This is a genomic window from Bacillota bacterium, from assembly GCA_013314855.1.
GTDB lineage: Bacteria > Bacillota > Clostridia > Acetivibrionales > DUMC01 > Ch48.
The window spans coordinates 1-18396 of record JABUEW010000087.1 but is presented as its reverse complement, the minus strand read 5'-3'; the positions used below and the strand labels follow the sequence as shown (position 1 = coordinate 18396).

At 54.8% G+C, this 18396-nt stretch carries 22 protein-coding genes; all 22 read left to right on the top strand.

What is annotated here, in order from left to right; translation table 11 throughout:
* Nucleotides 1-28 precede the first annotated feature (28 nt).
* A complete protein-coding gene (locus HPY74_14365) occupies nt 29-664 on the top strand; it encodes a hypothetical protein (GenBank protein NSW91828.1) in 636 nt (211 codons plus the stop codon).
* Nucleotides 661-2196: a site-specific integrase gene (locus HPY74_14360; GenBank protein ID NSW91827.1), complete on the top strand. Its 1536-nt coding sequence runs from the start codon at nt 661-663 to the stop codon at nt 2194-2196. Before HPY74_14365 ends, HPY74_14360 begins: the two co-directional genes overlap by 4 nt.
* Nucleotides 2189-2584 carry a hypothetical protein gene (locus HPY74_14355; protein ID NSW91826.1) on the top strand — a complete coding sequence of 132 codons (396 nt, stop codon included), beginning with the start codon at nt 2189-2191 and terminating at the stop codon, nt 2582-2584. The genes HPY74_14360 and HPY74_14355 overlap by 8 nt, the downstream gene beginning before the upstream one ends.
* Nucleotides 2585-2811: 227 nt before the next feature.
* Nucleotides 2812-3273, top strand: a complete 462-nt coding sequence (locus HPY74_14350) for a prepilin peptidase (protein ID NSW91825.1) — start codon at nt 2812-2814, stop codon at nt 3271-3273.
* Entirely contained in the window at nt 3270-4082 is an 813-nt protein-coding gene (gene cpaB, locus HPY74_14345) for a Flp pilus assembly protein CpaB (GenBank protein NSW91824.1), read from the top strand. Before HPY74_14350 ends, cpaB begins: the two co-directional genes overlap by 4 nt.
* A 2-nt stretch (nt 4083-4084) precedes the next feature.
* Nucleotides 4085-4900, top strand: a complete 816-nt coding sequence (locus HPY74_14340) for an AAA family ATPase (protein NSW91823.1) — start codon at nt 4085-4087, stop codon at nt 4898-4900.
* A gap of 80 nt (nt 4901-4980) precedes the next feature.
* Nucleotides 4981-6351 (top strand): CpaF family protein, encoded by a 1371-nt coding sequence (locus HPY74_14335; GenBank protein NSW91822.1) that lies wholly within the window; start codon nt 4981-4983, stop codon nt 6349-6351.
* Nucleotides 6348-7277, top strand: a complete 930-nt coding sequence (locus HPY74_14330; GenBank protein NSW91821.1) for a hypothetical protein — start codon at nt 6348-6350, stop codon at nt 7275-7277. Before HPY74_14335 ends, HPY74_14330 begins: the two co-directional genes overlap by 4 nt.
* A 6-nt stretch (nt 7278-7283) precedes the next feature.
* The gene (locus HPY74_14325; GenBank protein ID NSW91820.1) at nt 7284-8156 is read left to right on the top strand and encodes a secretion protein F; all 873 of its coding nucleotides are present in this window, start codon (nt 7284-7286) and stop codon (nt 8154-8156) included.
* A gap of 112 nt (nt 8157-8268) precedes the next feature.
* Nucleotides 8269-8664, top strand: a complete 396-nt coding sequence (locus HPY74_14320) for a DUF4320 family protein (protein NSW91819.1) — start codon at nt 8269-8271, stop codon at nt 8662-8664.
* Complete coding sequence (locus HPY74_14315) at nt 8661-9212, top strand: hypothetical protein (GenBank protein ID NSW91818.1); 552 nt, start codon at nt 8661-8663, stop codon at nt 9210-9212. Before HPY74_14320 ends, HPY74_14315 begins: the two co-directional genes overlap by 4 nt.
* 92 nt (nt 9213-9304) lie before the next feature.
* Nucleotides 9305-9859 carry a hypothetical protein gene (locus HPY74_14310; GenBank protein NSW91817.1) on the top strand — a complete coding sequence of 185 codons (555 nt, stop codon included), beginning with the start codon at nt 9305-9307 and terminating at the stop codon, nt 9857-9859.
* 75 nt (nt 9860-9934) lie between these two features.
* Nucleotides 9935-11626, top strand: coding sequence for a hypothetical protein (locus HPY74_14305; GenBank protein ID NSW91816.1), 1692 nt, complete (start codon nt 9935-9937; stop codon nt 11624-11626).
* A gap of 91 nt (nt 11627-11717) precedes the next feature.
* Nucleotides 11718-12059: a DUF3852 domain-containing protein gene (locus HPY74_14300; protein ID NSW91815.1), complete on the top strand. Its 342-nt coding sequence runs from the start codon at nt 11718-11720 to the stop codon at nt 12057-12059.
* Nucleotides 12060-12133: 74 nt separating this feature from the next.
* Nucleotides 12134-12991: a hypothetical protein gene (locus HPY74_14295; protein ID NSW91814.1), complete on the top strand. Its 858-nt coding sequence runs from the start codon at nt 12134-12136 to the stop codon at nt 12989-12991.
* Entirely contained in the window at nt 12988-13557 is a 570-nt protein-coding gene (locus tag HPY74_14290) for a DUF4406 domain-containing protein (protein ID NSW91813.1), read from the top strand. Before HPY74_14295 ends, HPY74_14290 begins: the two co-directional genes overlap by 4 nt.
* A gap of 13 nt (nt 13558-13570) precedes the next feature.
* Nucleotides 13571-13873 (top strand): hypothetical protein, encoded by a 303-nt coding sequence (locus tag HPY74_14285; protein NSW91812.1) that lies wholly within the window; start codon nt 13571-13573, stop codon nt 13871-13873.
* Complete coding sequence (locus tag HPY74_14280) at nt 13870-14460, top strand: hypothetical protein (protein ID NSW91811.1); 591 nt, start codon at nt 13870-13872, stop codon at nt 14458-14460. Before HPY74_14285 ends, HPY74_14280 begins: the two co-directional genes overlap by 4 nt.
* 109 nt (nt 14461-14569) lie before the next feature.
* A complete protein-coding gene (locus tag HPY74_14275; GenBank protein ID NSW91810.1) occupies nt 14570-14761 on the top strand; it encodes a hypothetical protein in 192 nt (63 codons plus the stop codon).
* A complete protein-coding gene (locus tag HPY74_14270) occupies nt 14745-15380 on the top strand; it encodes a Fic family protein (protein NSW91809.1) in 636 nt (211 codons plus the stop codon). The genes HPY74_14275 and HPY74_14270 overlap by 17 nt, the downstream gene beginning before the upstream one ends.
* 179 nt (nt 15381-15559) lie before the next feature.
* On the top strand, nt 15560-17392 hold the full coding sequence (locus HPY74_14265) for a DUF87 domain-containing protein (GenBank protein ID NSW91808.1): 1833 nt from the start codon (nt 15560-15562) through the stop codon (nt 17390-17392).
* A 67-nt stretch (nt 17393-17459) separates the two neighbouring features.
* Nucleotides 17460-18396 (top strand): amidoligase family protein (locus HPY74_14260; GenBank protein NSW91807.1); only part of this gene is annotated, 937 nt, incomplete at its 3' end.

Here is an 18396-nt window from a genome sequence, read left to right as displayed (position 1 = left end):
GCCGAATTTTCGGGCAAGCATGATCAGTATGAGCAATTATCTGCTGGTCATCAACAGGCTCATTAAAAAATATGACCTCCGTGATGAAAACGGCCGGCTATGGCATTTTACCAGCAAGCAGCAGCGCAAAACACTGACGGTTACCCTGATTGAAAACGGAGCGTCCGTGGATGAGCTTGCTTACTGGCTCGGACATCTCAGCAGAAACACTGCCTCAAATTACTACGCCGAAGTCCGGAAAATGAAGCTGGCTGAGCTCAATACAAGCTTCTTCCGGGAAAAATTCGATCTTCTGCTGTCGGATGAACAGCTTGCGGAGTACACAGAGGAAGAACGCAGGCTGTTGTATATGGATTTCCGATTGGAACAACGGCGGGTGGAGTTTGGATTCTGCCTGAAAAAGCTGGCCGATGGCGGCTGTACAAGCAGGAGCAGCCTGATCAACTGTGTAAACTGCAAGAATCTTTGCACCGGCCCCAAGTATCTTCCGTACTGGCAGAGTCTCCTGAACGGGCAGCGCAAGGTTGTGAACAGCCTCCTCGCCGCTTATGCTGAGGCTGGTATTACGGACTATGAGGAATTCAGAGAATACAGACAGGCAACATTCCTTCTTAACTGCTATGAAAACATTGTAAACGCCATAGAAGGAGGTGCCTCGGTATGAATCTTCCGCAATACAAATACACCGAAAACTATGACGAGCAGCAAAAGAGCCGGTACCTTGCCCTTTTGCCACAGCTTGGCAGCAATATTCACTTCGATGAGGACACATGGGTGTGCGACAAACGAATGCGAAGTGCGGCGGAGCCGAAGAATTACATGAACCTCTACTTTTCTGCCGTTCCATCGGCTTACAAGGAACTGGTGAAATACTATTCACTCCTGCGGCTGCTGCATGGTGATACGGTCAGAACGGTCCGGTCACGGATCGCCCGTCTGGTACCCTTCTTGAAATTCTTGACCGAGGCCTGCTTGGCTCCCTTGCTCTCAGACTGTGACATACGGACGGCTTCAAGGCTAAAAGAGCATCTGGATGCATCCAGCCTGGCGGACAGTACCATACGGGACATCTGGCGCGAGGCAGGTTCTCTGTTTCGCATGATGAACGGGTTTGATGGAGTATCTTGCAAAAACCCGTTTGTACGCAATCCATATGCGCGAAATGAAAAGCTGGACTCCAAATATATCCCGGATAAGGTGGCTGAAAAGCTGGACGGTATCTTCCGGAGAAAGGAAATAGATCTGCACATTCGGTGCGTTTACTGGCTGCTGCGGCTCATTCCGTCCCGGATATCCGAGGTACTGGCTATGTCAATCGACTGCATAAAGCCGTACAATGGGAATTTTGTTCTCTTTATTCCAACATGGAAGCAAAACGGCGGAAATATGGAGCCGGTCCTGCGTTCTGTCCACATTGAGGATACGGGGATTGCCGGATATCTTCTTGATTTGCTTCGGGCACAGCAGGCAGCGGCGGCAGAATTGCAGGAGCATTTGCCTGAAAACAAACGCGGTTGTCTTTTTACCTATCGGCGGGTGCTTCATTACAAAAACGGTACGGCTTCTCAGCCGGGCAGGGTTCAAAGTGTCTATCCTGCCGTTGTGGACTACCATTTCAAAAGAATTTGTGAGCAGTATGGTGTCCGGGATGAAAATGGGAAGGTCTACAACCTGACATCCCATCAATTCCGCCACAACGGAATTACCGACCGGCTGGAAGCAGGCTTCACGCTGGAACAGATTGCCGACATGACGGGCCACCATGGAAACGCCATGATATGGAACGCTTATTCCCATCTGGATTTAAAGCCTAAGACCATCCTGCAAAAGCAGCGGTATGTTTTGAATGAGCCAAAGCCGCCGGATAATCCATATATCCTATTCGGCGGACGAATCCTCCATATGGAGGAAATGCTTGAAAAGCGGCTGCTTAAAAACCTCCGGGCCCATAAGGTTCCGGGAGGCATCTGCGGCGACGTTACCGGCTGCAAAAGCGATATGTGGGATTGCCTTGAGTGCCGACATTTTATCCCGGACAGAGATCAGCTTTCCTATTTCGAGGAACAAGCGGCCGCATGGCGCAGCAAAGCAGATCGTTTCTCGGATTTCCCGACCATTCACGCCAATGCGTTGAGAAACGCGGATTTATTTGAGAGGATCGCAGCCAAACTGCTGGGAGGTGAGAAAGATGAATAGCAAAGTACCCAAGGAGCTTATTGCCCGGCAGGAGCACCAGCGCCAAACCACAATCAATACTGTCCTGAGAGCAATTTCAGAGCTTCGGGCCGAAGGACACAGGCTAACGATTAAGAATCTTATGGACTATACCGGATTGTCGCGGTCTGTTTTCGGCAAAAAGCATATCCGGGCTGTTTTGGTCAGTCAGGGAATTGTAGCCGCAGAAGCTTGCGGAGCAGAGCGCACGCCGCCTGAGTCCACTGCAAAGCAGCGCATGAAGCAAAAACTTGAGGAAAAAGATCAGCAAATTCGTCGGCTTACCGAAGAAAACGCCGCTTTAAAAAGTGAATGTGAGTTGCTAAGGGGCAAGCTGTTTCTCCTGATGCAGCGGCAGTCGCTGGAGTAAATAACCGGTTCTATTTACAGCGAAATAATGAACACGATTAAACTGCGAGGTTTGGTCGTGTTTTTTTATTTAAAAATCAAAATGAAAGAAGGAGTTTATCATGAAAAACAAGCACATTCAACACACGGCTATCGTAGCATCGGCAGTTTTGGACTTTAATCGTGTCAATCGACCATGCAGAAAAGTATTGCCCACCCTCAAACAGCGCATTCAGGAGATGTTCAACTATGGGGGCTGATTTCAGCGGTCTGGGCAATCCGCTATTTCTGCTCAATGGCGGCTTTTTTATTGTCCTGCTTTTGGCGGCATCTGTCATCGATATCAAAAAGAGGATTATCCCCGACACTATCTGCCTGTTTATTGCTTTCACCGGACTGATCTGCTTCGAGCCGGTGAAGCTGCTGGGCTGCCTTTCCGCCCTGCCGCTCCTGATTACCGCCCTTGTTTGGGGCGGCATGGGCGGCGGCGACATCAAGCTGATGGCGGCGGCGGGCTTTGTCCTCGGCTTCAGGGGAGGTATGGCGGCCATGGTCATGGGACTTGCCGCCATGCTTCTTTTTTATGCCGGTTGCTTTATGGTGCAAAGGCTGCGCAAGAGGGACTGCCCCAGGGCGTTCCCCCTCGCGCCCTTTCTGTCCGCCGGCTGTATAGCCGCGTATTTCATATTCCAAGGAGGAATCACACTATGAGCTTTTTAAGAAACAGGACCGTTCTCGGCGTGATCTGCATCGCGCTGTCGCTTTTCATCTGCTTTGCGGTCACTCCGCTTTTCAATTCCGGCATTTCAAAAAAGACGGACATCGTCCGCGTCGCCAGGAACATTAAAGCCGGGGAGCAAATCACCAGGGACATGGTGAAAACCGTGGAGGTCGGCAGCTACAACCTGCCCGACAACGTGGTCAGAAGCCTTGACGCCGCCCTGGGCAAATATGCGGCGGCGGACATGGTGCCGGGCGACTATATCTTAAACACCAAGCTGACCGACTCGCCCGCGGCGGAAAACGCCTACCTGTACAATCTCACCGGGGAAAAGCAAGCCATGTCGGTCACCATCAAGAGCTTCAGCAACGGCCTGTCCGGCAAGCTGATCTCCGGCGACATCGTCTCGGTCATCGCGCCGGATTACAGGAAGATGGGAGCCACCGTCATTCCCCCGGAGCTGAAATATGTGGAGGTCATCGGCGTCACCGCCAGCAGCGGCTACGACACCGACACCAGCCAGGGGTTGAAAAAAGAGGACGAAAAGCAGCTTCCGGCCACCGTCACCCTGCTGGTGTCTCCGGAGCAGTCCACCATCCTCGCCGGGCTGGAGGCGGACGGAAAGCTGCACCTGTCCCTGGTGTACCGGGGGAGCAAGGAAAATGCCGCGAAGTTTATCGAAGCCCAGGACAAGGCGCTTAAAGCCCTGTATCCCGCTCCGGCGGGGGACGCAACAAAAGAAAACACCGGGGCCGCTCCGCCGACAGATAAATCCTCACCGGAAAGCGAGGGCGAATAACCATGCTCAACTTTATGAAAGGAAGTCTTTTTTCCAGAGACACCGGCAACCAGCCGGAGGGTCCGGCGGTGGAAAAGGATACGCAGGTGCTGGCCGTGTGGGGCAGCCCCGGATCGGGGAAAACAACCGTCAGCGTCAAGCTGGCCAAGCACCTGGCGGACAAAAAGCGCAATGTGGCGCTGCTCCTGTGCGATATGACCGCCCCCATGCTGCCCTGCGTCTGCCCGCCCTCCGACCTGGAATGCGAGAAGTCCCTGGGCAGCATCCTGGCGGCTGCCCATGTGACGGACACCCTCGTCAAACAGAACTGCGTCACCCACAAACGGTATCGCCATCTGCTCCTGATCGGCATGCTCAAGGGGGAGAATGTGTTCACCTATCCTCCTTATAGTGCCGAATTGGCAACAGAGCTGATCGACCATCTGCGGAATATCGCGCCCTATGTCATCATTGACTGCGGCAGCGCCATCGCAACAGATATCCTCTCCGCCGTTGCCTTGATGGAAGCGGACTCGGTGCTGCGGCTGGTGAACTGCGACCTGAAATCCGTCAGCTACCTGTCGAGCCAGCTTCCCCTTTTGCGGGACAACAAATGGGACGCCGACAAGCAGTACAGGGTGGCCAGCAACGTAAAGCCCCATGAGGCCAGCGAACACATCGAGCAGGTGCTGGGCAACGTGGCGTTCAAAATACTCCACTCCGGCGAGCTGGAGAGCCAGGCCCTGGCCGGGGATCTATTCCGGGACCTGACGCTCAAGGAAAGCCGCGGTTTCCGCAAAGAGATTGAAAAAATCAGCAGGGAGGTGTTCGGCGTATGAGCAACAAAAAGCACCGGCAAAAAGGCCGTGAAAACCCGCAAATAAAGAATCCGGGCGCTCCCTTGGTGGAAGCGCCGCAAATTGTCCGGCCCGTGAACTTGGCCGGCAGCCGCAATTTGTTCTTTGCGCCCGACGACAGCTCCAGGGATTTTGGAAGTGTTTTGCGCGAGGTGCAGGAGTACATCTCTTCGAAGTATTCAACCCTCATTATTGACGGCGGCGGGGACGAGGTCAAAACCCAGGTCAAGCGGTACATCGCCAAATACATCCAGGATGGGCGCATCGCCGTAAGCGGCATGACCGAGGGGCAGCTTGTAAACGCCCTCTATACCGAGATGGCCGAGTTTTCTTTCCTCACCAAATACATCTTCGGCACGGGCATCGAGGAAATCGACATCAACGCCTGGAACGACATCGAGGTCCAGTACGGCAACGGCTCCACGGTCAAATTGGACGAACACTTTGAGTCCCCCGAACACGCCGTCAACGTGATCCGGAGAATGCTCCACGTGTCGGGCATGGTGCTGGACAACGCCAGCCCCGCCATCCTGGGGCATCTTTCCAAGAACATTCGCATCGCCGTGCTGAAAACGCCCCTGGTGGACGAGGACGTGGGTGTTTGCGCTTCCATCCGGATTGTCAATCCGCAAAGTCTCAAAAAAGAAGATTTTATCAACGGCGGCACGGCGACGGCCGAGATGCTGGACTTCCTCGCGGAGTGCCTGCGCTATGGCATTTCGGTGTGCGTGGCCGGCGCGACTTCCTCCGGGAAAACCACTTTGGCAGGCTGGCTTTTGACCACCATACCGGATAACAAGCGCATCTTTACCATAGAAAACGGCTCCCGCGAGCTGGCGCTGGTACGGAAAAGAGACGGCAAGATAGTAAACAGCGTCATCCATACCCTGACCCGCAGCAGCGAAAACGAGAAGCAGAACATCGACCAGGACATGCTGCTGGACATGGCGCTGCGCTTTAATCCCGAAGTCATCTGCGTGGGCGAGATGCGCTCGTCGGAAGCCTACGCCGCCCAGGAGGCGGCCAGAACCGGCCACACCGTGCTGACCACCATCCACTCCAACAGCTGCGAAGCCACCTGGCGCAGGATGGTCACCCTCTGCAAGCGCAAATACGACATGGCGGACGACACCCTCATGTCCCTTGTCACCGAGGCGTTTCCCATCGTGGTGTTTACCAAGCAGCTTGAGGATAAAAAGCGCCGGATGATGGAGATCATGGAATGCGAAATCCTGCCCGACGGACAGCGGAACTTCCGTACCCTGTTCCAGTTCCAGATTGCGGAAAACCGCGTGGAGGACGGCAAATTCATCATTAAGGGACAGCACCGGAAGGTTATGGGCATTTCTCCAAGCCTGCAAAAGCGCTTCCTGGAAAACGGCATGCCCCAGGAGGTGCTGGCGCAAATCACGAAAGGAGGTCTGGCCGGATGATCACGCTTCAACTCATGGCCTGCGTCGGCCTGATTGCTGGCGCCTTTATTCTGCTTGGGCTGTCGCCCGCAGAATTCACCGGCGGCCTGTTCGCCTTTCTAACCAGGCGCCCCAGGGGCATCCGGGATGAGATCAATGAGGCCGTTAAGAGTAAAAAACCGTCCTTCCTGCGCCGGGAAATCCTGGAGGCCCAGGATATCCTCGCCCTCACCGGACGAAGCGGCCGCTTCCCGCTGATCTGCGCGTCTTCGCTTTTGTTGTTCGCCGCCGGCGCAAGTATCGCCATCCTTCTGCAAAACGTGTTCCTCATCCCCGTCCTGGCGCTGGGCCTGATGTTTTTACCCTTCTGGTATGTCAGGCTGACGGCGGCCCAATACAGGAAAAACATCGCGGCGGAGCTGGAAACGGCTTTGAGCATCATCACCACGGCCTATCTGCGCAATGAGGACATCCTGACGGCGGTGGAGGAAAACATTCACTACCTGAACCCGCCGGTGCGCGGCGTGTTCGTCCAATTCCTCACTCAAATCAAGCTCATCAACCCCGATGTGAACGCGGCGCTCAAAGCAATGAAGCCCCGGATCGAAAACGAGGTGTTCCACGAATGGTGCGACGCCATCGCCGCCTGCCAGTACGACCGGAGCCTCAAGACCACCCTGACGCCCATCGTCGGCAAGCTGTCGGACATGCGGATCGTCAACGCCGAGCTGGAATACCTGGTGTTTGAACCGCGCAAGGAATTCATCATCATGGTGATCCTGGTGATGGGCAACGTCCCCGTGATGTATTTCCTCAATAAAGGCTGGTATGACACGCTGATGCACACCGCCGTGGGGCAGCTCGTCCTGGCGGTCTGTGCGGCGGCCGTTTTCATCAGCGCGGCCTTCGTCATCCGGCTGACCAAGCCCATTGAGTACAGGAGGTAGCGAAATATGCCGACATTACTGTTTTTATTTGCAGCCCTGCTCGCGGCGGGGCTGTTTTTGATCCTGGCCGACGCGCTGAAGCTGCCCACCCTCGGCGCGGCCAGGGCCATGCTCAGCGCCGGCAGGCGGGGCAAAAAGGCCGCCAAAACCATGGAAACGTGGCTCATGTCCCTTGCGGTCAGGCTCTCAAAACACATCCCCATGGATGAGTACAAAAAGAACCGCATGAATAACATTCTCAAGGCGGCGGGCATCGGCGTAACGCCGGAGGTCTACGCCGCATACGCCATGGTCAAGGCGGGGATGATCCTTCTTAGCGCCGTTCCCTGCCTGCTCCTGCTTCCGCCGCTCTCGCCGGCGCTGGTGTTCCTGGCGGTGCTGGTCTACTTCAAGGAAACCCGAAAAGCGGACGAGCAGCTGCGGGAAAAGCGGGAGCGGATCGAAAGGGAACTGCCGAGGTTTGTGGCTACCGTCGAACAGACGCTGAAAAGCAGCCGCGACGTGCTGGCGATGATGGAGAACTACAAGAAAAACGCAGGGGAGGCCTTCGCCCGCGAGCTGGACATTGTGACGGCGGACATGCGCTCCTCCTCCTACGAGGCGGCCCTCACCCGGTTCGAGGCAAGGCTCAATTCCCCCATGCTCTCGGACGTAGTCAGGGGACTGATCGGCGTCCTGCGGGGGGACGACAGCGCCGTCTATTTCCAAATGCTGGCCCATGACTTCAAGGCCCTGGAGCTGCAGCGGCTCAAGGGCCAGGCGCAGAAGATACCGTCCAAAATCCGGGTGTTCTCTTTCATCATGCTGATGTGCTTTCTGTTCACCTATCCGGCGATCATCGCCTATGAGATCGTAAAGTCTCTGAACGCCATGTTCTGAAGGTGGGCTTTAAATCTATACCAGGAAAGGAGAACGCAATGGAAAGGATTGAGAAAATAAAGGAGCTGTTTCGGAAGAAACTCGTACACGGACAGGAGCAGGGGGTGCGGCTGTGTTAACAAAGCTGCGCGATAGCCGCGGGGAAGGATACATCGATGTGGCTGTGCTGGTGCTCTGCACCATGCTGGTCGTCGCCCTGGCCGTCAAGGTGCTTCCTGTCTACATTGCCAAAAGCCAGCTGGACACCTTTGCCGCGGAGCTGTGCCGGGAGGCGGAGATCGCGGGTCGGGTGGGCAGTGAAACCAGCCTGCGGGAGCAGGTGCTGCGGGAAAAAACAGGACTTGATCCCGTCGTCACCTGGTCAAAGACAGGCAAAATCCAGCTCAACCAGGAATTCATGGTGACCGTTACCCTGCGGAGAGATATCGGCCTCTTTGGCGGTTTCGGCTCCTTTCCCATTACGCTGACGGCAAAAGCCACGGGGAAAAGCGAGGTGTACTGGAAGTGAAAACAAGGGAAATATATGGTATAATAAGGAATAAAAAGGGATCGTCATTCCCCCTGATTGTCGCCGTGGCCCTGGTTCTGGCGATGATTCTGTGCGGCGTATCCGAATACATGCGGCTGATGATGATCGCGCAGGGTGTTCGGGACGCGGTGCAGTCCGCCGTTGTTTCGACAGTGAACGACAACTATGACAACATCTATCACGGCGTGCGGGAGGGCTACGCCGGGGGCTACCAGCTAGTGGGCGCCTCCTGGGAGGACAGCGTCGACTACGGCGATATTTACGCGTATCTTGACAAAACCCTAGGCCTGCAAAAAAGTGGCGGGTACCATGTGAAGTATGCGGGCGAGATTGTGGAATACAAGCTCTCCGGCCTGTCGGTGGACATCCGGAACGCGCCGCTGGCTCCCTCCGATCCCGCCGGCGTGCAGGGCTCCCTGGCCGACGCGGCGATCCGGCTAGAGGTTCCGGTATCCTTCGGAGGCAAGATACTGCCGCCCATGGGGATCAATCTCCGGGTGCGGGCAAAATATATGTCTGTATTTTGACTTTTTCGCAAATACGATAGACTTCCCGAAACTTCTGTGGTAGGGTGTGGACTATAAAGAGCTATCGAAAAACCGACAAGGAGGCAATTCTTATGAGGAATATACAGGACAAGACAAAGAAACGTCTGACCATCGCCGGGCTTGGCATTGTATGCGTGGCGCTGGTTATAGCGATATCCTCTCAATTTAAAACGGAAACGCCGCCGGACGGCGGCAACGCTCCGGCGTCCATTGCCACGGTCGAGGTCAACCCAAGCGCGGATATAGGCGGCAAGGCGGGAGAAAAAGAAGTGGTCGTCCCGGCCAGCGAGCCGACTGCGGCGCCAGCCGATAACACGGCGTCCCAGACCGACCAGCCGGTGCAAAACCTGCAGCCGGAAGTGACCAAACCGCCGGAGCCGACGGAAAGCCAGAAGGCCGACCCGACCCGAAAACCGAGCGGGGAAAAGGTTGATAATGTGCAAGCCACGGACCACAACAATGTGCAGAAACCGGATGCCACGCAAACCGGTGAACCAAAGGGCGGCGAGAGAAAAGACGGCAAGGTTTATCTCCCCGGCTTCGGCTGGGTAACTGAAACAGGCGGTTCGGGCACAAAGGCAGATGATATGTACGAGAACGGAAATAAAATTGGAACGATGGATTAGCCCCCGACAATAGAATAAAACATTCCAGGGAACGCGGCAGAAATGCCGCGTTTTTCGATGTTTAAGGAGGTCTCTATGAAACGTACACTCAGCATTTTTATTGTGCTGGTCCTGCTGCTGACCGCCCTGCTTCCCCTAACCGCCTATGCCGAGGGCGAAGGAAACATTGACAATGGCGGTGGAGGTATGGGCAGCGGCACCAGCGAAAACTTCTGGAACACAGGTGACGAAGGGGTGCGGGTTACAGTAGTTAGAGCCAGTGACCATGCAGTAGTAACTACGCCTATTGATATTACCAACAAGCATCCCGACAACATACAGGCGCACTTCGGAAAGGTAAGCAAAATATCCTACACAAACGGTTTTTCCCTGACGCCCAGCATGCAGCAGTACACCTATGTCAATCCGGCGCAAACAATTCCGCGAATTATTAGTTCCGGCAGCGGCAATGCCAATATTGAAGCCATCAAAAGCTATTTTACCGATGAACAGGTTCTACGAAGTATTGCAAACTTGACAGGCTTTAACTTTGAAACCCTTATCAACGGCGACTATAAAATCCTGCTGGAACCCGTCGCCTACATGACTTTCCAGGGCGTAAGGATCGCCGTGACCGCAACCGAGGCGGCCCTCTACGACCAGCAGCTTGACGGCGGGCTGCGCAGCAAGATGGTGTCTCTTTCGCACAAGAACCTGCCGCTGGCGATGTTCCTCGAAACGCCCGACCTCGGCTATCCGGCATGGTCCGGCTCCCGGACGGCCGCCGCCTCCAACGCGGATATCATTTCTTCCCTTGGCCTTGGCATCATACGGTTCAGCGAGGCGGAGCCTCCCCTGGTGAGCGGTTATGACTACACCTACCGTGTCAACACACAGGTCATCACCTCGGTTACGGTCAGCGGAGGCCAGGCCGATCCCGACCATCCCGTGACGGCGCGCTTTACCATCGGCGGCCAAACCTACACGGTGAATAACATATATTATCCCGAAGGCGACAGCCAGCTTGTGTGGGTGCGCTGGACGACACCCTCCACACCGCAGGCCATGACCATCCATGTGTCCGTCACAGGCAGGGGCAGGGCGAGCCAGGGTACCATTACCGCCAATATTGTGGACCTGTCGGGACATGAGCCGCCAAACCCCGTCGCCGACGACCGCAACGACTCCTATACCCAACCGGCCGTTCCGAACAACCCGCAGAAAACCTCCGCCACATGGGGCGTCTGGCGTCCCTGGTGGCACGCGTATTGGGTGTGGCACTCCACCGGCGAGGATTCGGGGTACTGGTGTGATCACGGCTGGTGGGAGTTCGACTGGAACACTTACACCGCAAGCCTTTCGGCCTCCATGAGGGTCGTTCCGGATGCGAAAAATCCTACTGCTTCGGGCAAAACCATGAAAAGCGGGTATGGGATCAACCAGACCGTCACTGCAAATGTCAGCACCAACCAATCCTCGGCGGTGACGGCCGCGCAGACCGCCGTCACCTATTTCCCCGAATTCCGGTATCAGTCCTACTGGCGCCTGCTGGAGAGGACCGGTGGCGGCCTCGGCACCCAGTTTGAGTTTGCCAGGAACAGATATTCAACCTATAACCGGCGCACCCACTTCACGCCCATCTGGATGCTGGACGGAAGCTATACCCCCTACACCTACCTGATGGACTGCTGGACGCCCCAGGGGATGCTCAGCATGAACCTCGCCGACTCGGTGACCATCAGCGGGAACCTCTGGAGCGACTGGCATATCGCGCCGGTCAAGCCTTAAAAATATTATCAGAAAAAGAACAGACCGCAGGGCAAAAGCAGCTTTGCGGTTTTTTCTTTTTCAGCAATAAAGGATGAAAGGTGGAAAAACCATGAAAAAAACCAAGAAGCTTCTGCTTGTCTTTTGCCTTATCCTTGTCCTGACAGGCATATTCTGCGTGACCGCCTATGCCGATCCCACCGGCGATGTGGCAGGGGCGATTGAAGGGACGTGGAAAGACGCGTCCGCGCAGATCAAAACCGTGGTCAACAAGGTGGTGTTCCCCGCCATCGACCTGATCCTGGCCGTGTTTTTCTTCGCCAAGCTGGGAATGGCGTACTTCGACTACCGCAAACACGGGCAGTTTGAATGGGCGGCGCCGGCGATCCTGTTCGCAACCCTTGTGTTTATGTTAACGGCCCCCTTATACATCTGGAGCATCCTTGGCATGTGACAACTGTAAAATGATGCGCGGGAGCCTGTGTAAAAGCAGGCTCTCCGCTTTTCGGGAAAGGAGTGACACGCCCAATGTTTATATGGGATTTTGCCGCCGACCTTGTGCTGGGGCAGATCATGGACTGGATATATGCGCAGATTGTCGGATTTCTCGGTGAGTTTTTCTCCATGATGGGCAACATGGGCGCCGAGTTGTTTGAGATGAGCTGGGTGCAGGCTGTCGTGCTGTTCTTCTCTTATCTCGCGTGGGCGCTTTATGTGATGGGGCTGGTGGTCTCCGCCTTCGAGTGCGCCATTGAATACCAGTCCGGACGCGGCAGCGTCAAAGACGCAGCTCTTAACGCCTTTAAGGGATTTATGGCGGTCGGACTGTTTACCGTTGTCCCGGTGGAGTTATACAAGCTGGCGATAACCCTGCAGGGCAGCTTTACATCGGGCATCACCGGTCTTGCCAACGGCGGGATCAGCGCCATGACGCTTGCCGCCCTCGCCAATGTCGGCGGCTTCGGATTCAACCCCATCATGGGGCTATTCTGCGTCATCCTCATGGGCTACGCGGTGATCAAGGTGTTCTTTGCCAATCTGAAACGCGGCGGCATTCTGCTGATCCAGATCGCCGTGGGGAGCCTGTACATGTTCAGCATTCCCCGCGGCTATATTGACGGCTTCGTAAGCTGGTGCAAGCAGGTGGTGGGCTTGTGCCTCACCGCGTTTTTGCAGTCCACCATTCTCATCGCGGGGCTCATGGTGTTCAACAGCAGCATGCTTTTAGGCCTCGGCCTGATGCTGGCGGCCTCGGAGGTGCCAAGGATCGCGGGGCAATTCGGGCTGGACACCTCCACCAGGGGCAATCTGATGAGCACCGTGTACGCCGCCCAAACAGCGTTCAACATGACAAGGACGGTGGCAAGGGCGGTGGAGGCGAAATGACGGATAAGAAGCTGGTCTATATTGCCTCGCCCTATGCCGGAGATATCGAATACAACACCCGGATGGCAATAAAATACTGCCGCTACGCCGCGGAACACGGCGTTATCCCTCTGGCTCCCCATTTGCTGATGCCGAGATTCCTCTGCGAAGCGAATCCGGAAGAACGGGAGCTGGGGATCAAAATGGGGCTGCAGCTCCTTGCCTTATGCTCCGAACTGTGGGTCTTCGGCGGCTGGATATCCGAGGGCATGCGGCGTGAGATCGCGGAGGCCGAAAGGCTCGGTGTCCCGATTAAACACATCGGCGAAATTGAAATGACGGGAGTGAAGGATATGAAAAAATACGGAATATGGGCGAAAAGAAGCGCGGCCTCCGTCTGCGGCGCGGCGGAAGCCTGGCTCAAATCGGACGGAAAGCCCATAACCTTCGACACTTATGAGGAAGCGGCGGCCAAGGCCGAAGCGCTTATGAAGAATATCGGGACGGCCAACGTTTCCTATTATCCCAGGCCAATGGAACAGGAGCCGGAGGACGCGCCCGCTCCCGGCATGAGTATGAAATTATAAGGAGGGCTGAAAAGTGTATATTTACCCCGACAATTTGAAATCCAAGGCGGTGCTGTGGCTGTGGCAGCTCCGGGACATCGGCGTGATCGGTATCGGTTGCCTTATCTCTGTTTTCGCACTGGCGCAGCTTGGCTTTTTGCTTCCCATCGTGGCGACGGCTCTCTACGCCTTTTTGACCATTCGATTTGACGACACCAGCATCCTTGACTTTATCCGCTATGCCTGCGCCTTTTTCCTGACCGGACAGCAGTTCTACGAATGGCGGCTGCAATCCGGCGACCATTGGGAACCGGACGGAAAGCGGGTGGGCAAATGAGCAGAAAAGAAAAAAACGAGCAGAAGCAAAGGCAGGCCACGCGGCAGCTCATCAACACCAGAGCCATCACCGACTACAGCCTGCAGACCTACGGCCACGGCGAGCTGGTATATTTTATCATCAAGCCCAGCAACATTTCCGTATTGTCCGAAGCCAGCGTCTCGGCGCGGATCTACGCCTTGATGACCGTGTTGAAGGGCATGGCGGAGATTGGGATGTGCTGCCTGAATTCCCGTGAGAACTTTGAGGACAACAAGCGGTTCCTGAAAAGCCGCGTGGAACAGGAGGACAATCCGGCCGTCCGCAAGCTGCTGGAAGCGGACCTGACCTTCCTCGACCGCATCCAGGTGCAGATGGCGACTGCGAGGGAATTTCTCATCATCATCCGGCTGCGCGATGAAAAAGAGAGCGAGGTGTTCCCCTACTTAAACCGCATTGAGAAAACCCTGCGGGAGCAGGGCTTCTCTGTCAAGCGGGCCGGCAAAGAGGATATCAAGCGGCTGCTGGCGGTCTATTTCGAGCAAAACGTGACCACCGAGCGGTTTGAAGATTTTGACGGAGAGCGGTGGATCATTTTCGGAGACTGATGAACAAAAAACATGCATAAACCGCAGTGCAGCAAGGTCCAGGATATCCCGGTGTTGTTTGAATTAATAGTGAAAATATTGTATAATATAAAGGTAAGGTGGTGTTCATATGAGAGATCTGGAAAAACTGATAGATGAGGTAAACGGCTCAATGTCAATGGAAGGCATGCCGCTTACGAAGGATGATAAAGATAGAATCAGACGGTGTGCCGGGAATGATAAACTGGTTGAAAAAACCATAGCTGAGCTCGTTAAAAAGCACACGGCTGCCAGGAGCTATAGCCATGAGCAGCAACTATGAATACAGTTATGAGTGGGATCAAAGATATTGCTACCCTCATTCCAATGTTCTTATCAACAAGCTGGGCATCAGGGATGCTGAAAAGCTCCAGATAGCCGAAAGAGAAATAACTTCCTTGAGAATTGCCAATGCCAAAGTAAATGTTATAAAAGGCAATTTTGATCTGCTCCATTTACGACAGATTCACAAGTATATATTTGGCGATATCTACGAATGGGCGGGTGAAATCAGATGGGTGAACATCGCAAAAGGAAATATGTTTTGCAACTATGAGTTCATCGAACAAAACGCCGATCAGCTCTTCGCTAAGCTGAAAAAAGAAAATTACTTGAAAGATGCCTCCGCAGATGAAATTCCCATCCGTCTTGCGTATTATCTTGGTGAAATCAATGTCCTTTATCCATTCAGAGAAGGAAACGGCAGGGCGCAGAGGCTCTTTATCGAGTATTTGGCCGAAAATGCAGGCTATAGCGTAGACTTTTCCGAGGTGACCGACAAGCAAATGATTGAAGCAAGCGTGGCATCCTTCTCATGCGATTATACCAAAATGAATGAATTGTTCATCAAGATAACCAAGCCTCTGCCAGAGAACAGCATCACTCAAATTTTCATGGGATAAAGACTAAAAAATATAGGGTCATTATTGCATAGAGAGCATTAGCTTTACCGGCTGATGCTCTTTTATATTATCATCATATATAAGCCGTTTGCTTTGTTGTGGAAATAGAGCAAGCGGCTTTTTTTCTGTTCAAATCCGGAAAAAATTAAATTTTCCGCTCATTAAGGAGATGATACCATATGCCCAAAAAAGTCCGTTCTCCCGCCGCAGCGCGGCAGGATGACATACGCGTGCAGGAATTCCTTGACATGATCGCGCCGTCGGTCGTCAAATTCTATACCGACCACTTCATTTGCGGCAATACCTACCGCTGCGTGTGGGCGCTTCGGGAGTATCCGACCGCCACGGAGGAACAGGCCATCCTCCGGCACCTGGGCGAGAAGGACGGCGTCACCCTGCGCATCTATACCCGCCATGTCACACCGGTGGAGGAAAGAAAAATCATATCCAACGCCGCCAATAAAAACCGCATGAAGCGAAGCAGCACCAACGACCTGCAGCAGACCGTCGCCGCCGAGAGCAACCTGCAGGACGTGGCCAATATCGTGGCTTCCATGCACCGGAACAAGGAGCCGCTGCTCCACGCCGCCGTATATATCGAACTGTCCGCCCACGACCCCGACCAGCTCAAGCTGCTGCAGACCGAGGTGCTGACAGAACTCATACGGAGCAAGCTCAATGTGGACCGGCTCCTGCTCCGCCAGAAGCAGGGATTTATTTGCGCAATGCCTTCCGGCTGGAACGTGTTTGGCGACCAGTTTGAGCGTGTGCTGCCGGCGTCGTCAGTGGCCAACCTCTATCCCTTCAACTACAGCGGCAAAACCGACGAGCGCGGGTTTTACCTCGGCAGGGACAAATTCGGCAGCAACATCCTTGTGGATTTCAACAAGCGGGCCGACGACAAGACCAACGCCAACATCCTGATCCTGGGCAATTCCGGCCAGGGCAAAAGCTACCTATTGAAACTTATCCTCACCAATCTGCGGGAGTCCGGCATGCATGTGCTGGCTTTAGACCCTGAGATGGAATACGAGGAACTAACGGTAAACCTCGGCGGCTGCTTCATAGACCTCATGTCCGGCGAATACATCATCAATGTGCTGGAGCCGAAAACATGGGATATATCCGGTGACCCCGGGGACACCGGTGCACCCCAGGCGTTCCGGCAGACCTCCAAACTCAGCCAGCACATCAGCTTTCTCAAAGACTTTTTCCGCTGCTACAAGGACTTTGACGACCGGCAGATCGACACCATTGAGATCATGCTGGGCAAGCTCTACGACAAATGGGGCATCACCGACCGGAGCAATTTCGACCGGCTGAAGCCCGCGGATTACCCCATCCTGTCCGACCTGTACGAGCTGGTGGAGGCTGAGTACAAAGCCTTCGACGAGAGCCGCCGCCAGCTCTACACCGCCGACACGCTGCGGGAAATCTGCCTTGGGCTCCACTCCCTGTGCAAGGGCGCGGAGTCCAATTTTTTCAACGGGCACACCAATATCACCAGCGGCAGCTTCGTGACCTTCGGCGTCAAGGGGCTGTTGCAGGCGTCGAAGAACATCCGCAACGCCCTGCTGTTTAATGTGCTGTCCTTTATGAGCAACGAGCTGCTGACTGCCGGAAACACGGCCGCCTCCATCGACGAGCTGTATTTATTCCTCACAAACCTGACGGCGATAGAGTACATCCGGAATTTCATGAAGCGTGTGAGAAAGAAGGACAGCGCCGTCATTCTCGCCTCGCAGAATCTGGAGGACTTCGACATCGAAGGCATCCGCGAATACACCAAGCCCCTGTTCTCCATACCTACGCACCAGTTCCTGTTCAACGCGGGCAACATCGACGCCAAATTCTATATCGAAAACCTTCAATTGGAGCAGAGCGAGTACAACCTGATCCGCTATCCGCAGCGCGGCGTGTGCCTCTACAAATGCGGCAACGAGCGGTACAACCTCATGGTGACCGCGCCGGAACACAAGGCAAGGCTCTTTGGAAAGGCGGGCGGCAGATGATGAGAAATATAGAGATCAAAAAAAGCATGGGCGGGATGCGAATGCCGTAGCGAGGGGGTGAAGGATTTTGGAGATGAAAGAACAGCGCTTCGGCATCGAAATCGAATTGACAGGACTGTCCCGCCTGCGCGCCGCCCAGGTCCTGGCGGAATACTTCGGCACGCCGGTTTCCCATGACGGGGGCTATTACGGCATCTATTCCGTCCTGGACGGCCAAAGCCGCCGGTGGAAGGTCATGAGCGACGGCAGCATTACTACAGAAAAAAAAGAAGGGCGGCGGATTGTTCCGGCCGACAGCACCTACAGCGTGGAACTGGTCAGCCCCATCTGCAGGTATGAGGATATCGAAACCATACAGGAAATCGTCCGCCAGCTCCGCGCCGCCGGAGCCATCGCCAACGCAAGCTGCGGCATCCATGTCCACGTGGACGCTTCGCCCCACAACGCCAACACCCTGCGCAACATCACCAACATCATGGCCAGCAAAGAGGACTTGATCTACAAGGCGCTGCAGGTGAGCGTGGCACGGGAACGCCGCTACTGCAAAAAGGTGGAGCAGAGCTTTTTGGAGGAACTCAATCGCAAGAAGCCGAAAACCCTGGAGCAGGTCAGCCGGATCTGGTACAACAGTAATGACGGCAGGCATGAGCATTACCACAACAGCCGCTACCACTGTTTGAACCTCCACAGCGTGTTCCAGAAGGGTACGATTGAATTCAGGCTGTTCAACGGCACCACCCATGCCGGAAAGATCAAGGCATACATCCAGCTCTGCCTTGCCATCAGCCATCAGGCACTGACACAGAGGTGCGCCAGCCGCATCAAAACCCAAAGCACCAATGAAAAATATACCTTCCGCACCTGGCTTCTGCGGCTGGGCCTTATCGGCGACGAATTCAAGACCGCCCGGCTTCATCTCCTGGAACATCTGGACGGCTGCATCGCGTGGAAAGACCCCGCCCAGGCGGAACGGCAAAAACAAAGGCTAAGGCAGAAAAAAGAAA

What these genes read in the sequence shown, in the direction of transcription:
- HPY74_14365 (NSW91828.1), top strand. Translation starts at nt 29, where the DNA reads ATGAGCAATTATCTGCTGGTCATCAACAGGCTCATTAAAAAATATGAC.
- HPY74_14360 (NSW91827.1), top strand. Translation starts at nt 661, where the DNA reads ATGAATCTTCCGCAATACAAATACACCGAAAACTATGACGAGCAGCAA.
- HPY74_14355 (NSW91826.1), top strand. Translation starts at nt 2,189, where the DNA reads ATGAATAGCAAAGTACCCAAGGAGCTTATTGCCCGGCAGGAGCACCAG.
- HPY74_14350 (NSW91825.1), top strand. Translation starts at nt 2,812, where the DNA reads ATGGGGGCTGATTTCAGCGGTCTGGGCAATCCGCTATTTCTGCTCAAT.
- cpaB (NSW91824.1), top strand. Translation starts at nt 3,270, where the DNA reads ATGAGCTTTTTAAGAAACAGGACCGTTCTCGGCGTGATCTGCATCGCG.
- HPY74_14340 (NSW91823.1), top strand. Translation starts at nt 4,085, where the DNA reads ATGCTCAACTTTATGAAAGGAAGTCTTTTTTCCAGAGACACCGGCAAC.
- HPY74_14330 (NSW91821.1), top strand. Translation starts at nt 6,348, where the DNA reads ATGATCACGCTTCAACTCATGGCCTGCGTCGGCCTGATTGCTGGCGCC.
- HPY74_14325 (NSW91820.1), top strand. Translation starts at nt 7,284, where the DNA reads ATGCCGACATTACTGTTTTTATTTGCAGCCCTGCTCGCGGCGGGGCTG.
- HPY74_14310 (NSW91817.1), top strand. Translation starts at nt 9,305, where the DNA reads ATGAGGAATATACAGGACAAGACAAAGAAACGTCTGACCATCGCCGGG.
- HPY74_14305 (NSW91816.1), top strand. Translation starts at nt 9,935, where the DNA reads ATGAAACGTACACTCAGCATTTTTATTGTGCTGGTCCTGCTGCTGACC.
- HPY74_14300 (NSW91815.1), top strand. Translation starts at nt 11,718, where the DNA reads ATGAAAAAAACCAAGAAGCTTCTGCTTGTCTTTTGCCTTATCCTTGTC.
- HPY74_14295 (NSW91814.1), top strand. Translation starts at nt 12,134, where the DNA reads ATGTTTATATGGGATTTTGCCGCCGACCTTGTGCTGGGGCAGATCATG.
- HPY74_14290 (NSW91813.1), top strand. Translation starts at nt 12,988, where the DNA reads ATGACGGATAAGAAGCTGGTCTATATTGCCTCGCCCTATGCCGGAGAT.
- HPY74_14280 (NSW91811.1), top strand. Translation starts at nt 13,870, where the DNA reads ATGAGCAGAAAAGAAAAAAACGAGCAGAAGCAAAGGCAGGCCACGCGG.
- HPY74_14275 (NSW91810.1), top strand. Translation starts at nt 14,570, where the DNA reads ATGAGAGATCTGGAAAAACTGATAGATGAGGTAAACGGCTCAATGTCA.
- HPY74_14270 (NSW91809.1), top strand. Translation starts at nt 14,745, where the DNA reads ATGAGCAGCAACTATGAATACAGTTATGAGTGGGATCAAAGATATTGC.
- HPY74_14265 (NSW91808.1), top strand. Translation starts at nt 15,560, where the DNA reads ATGCCCAAAAAAGTCCGTTCTCCCGCCGCAGCGCGGCAGGATGACATA.